Origin of the sequence: Christiangramia aquimixticola (genome assembly GCF_048285835.1) — a bacterium.
Taxonomy (GTDB): Bacteria; Bacteroidota; Bacteroidia; order Flavobacteriales; family Flavobacteriaceae; genus Christiangramia; species Christiangramia aquimixticola.
In genome coordinates, this window is sequence record NZ_JBLVTL010000355.1 from 1 (window position 1) to 277 (window position 277).

The following is a 277-nucleotide window of genomic DNA, read 5'->3' on the forward strand; positions in this document are numbered from 1 at the left end:
CATTTTCCAAAGCAGTCAAAGTTGGTAGCAACTGAAAGTTTTGAAAAATAAAGCCAACGTCCTTGTTGCGGACGGCTGCACGCTGATCTTCATTGAGCTTCTCAAGGGCTTGACCATTAAGCACCACCGAACCCGTGGAACCGGAATCTAAACCTGCACAGAGTCCAAGAAGAGTGGTTTTCCCGCTACCTGACGGCCCTACAATGGAGATCGTCTCTCCGGCTTGAATTTCAAAATTGACATTTTCCAAAACAGTAAGCTTGCGGCTCCCGCTTTG

1 protein-coding gene is annotated in these 277 nt (G+C 47.7%); it reads right to left on the reverse strand.

Annotated elements, in window-relative coordinates; translation table 11 throughout:
• A partial coding sequence (locus tag ACNKXV_RS14800; protein ID WP_417908458.1) for an ATP-binding cassette domain-containing protein occupies positions 1-277 on the reverse strand: 277 nt, incomplete at both ends.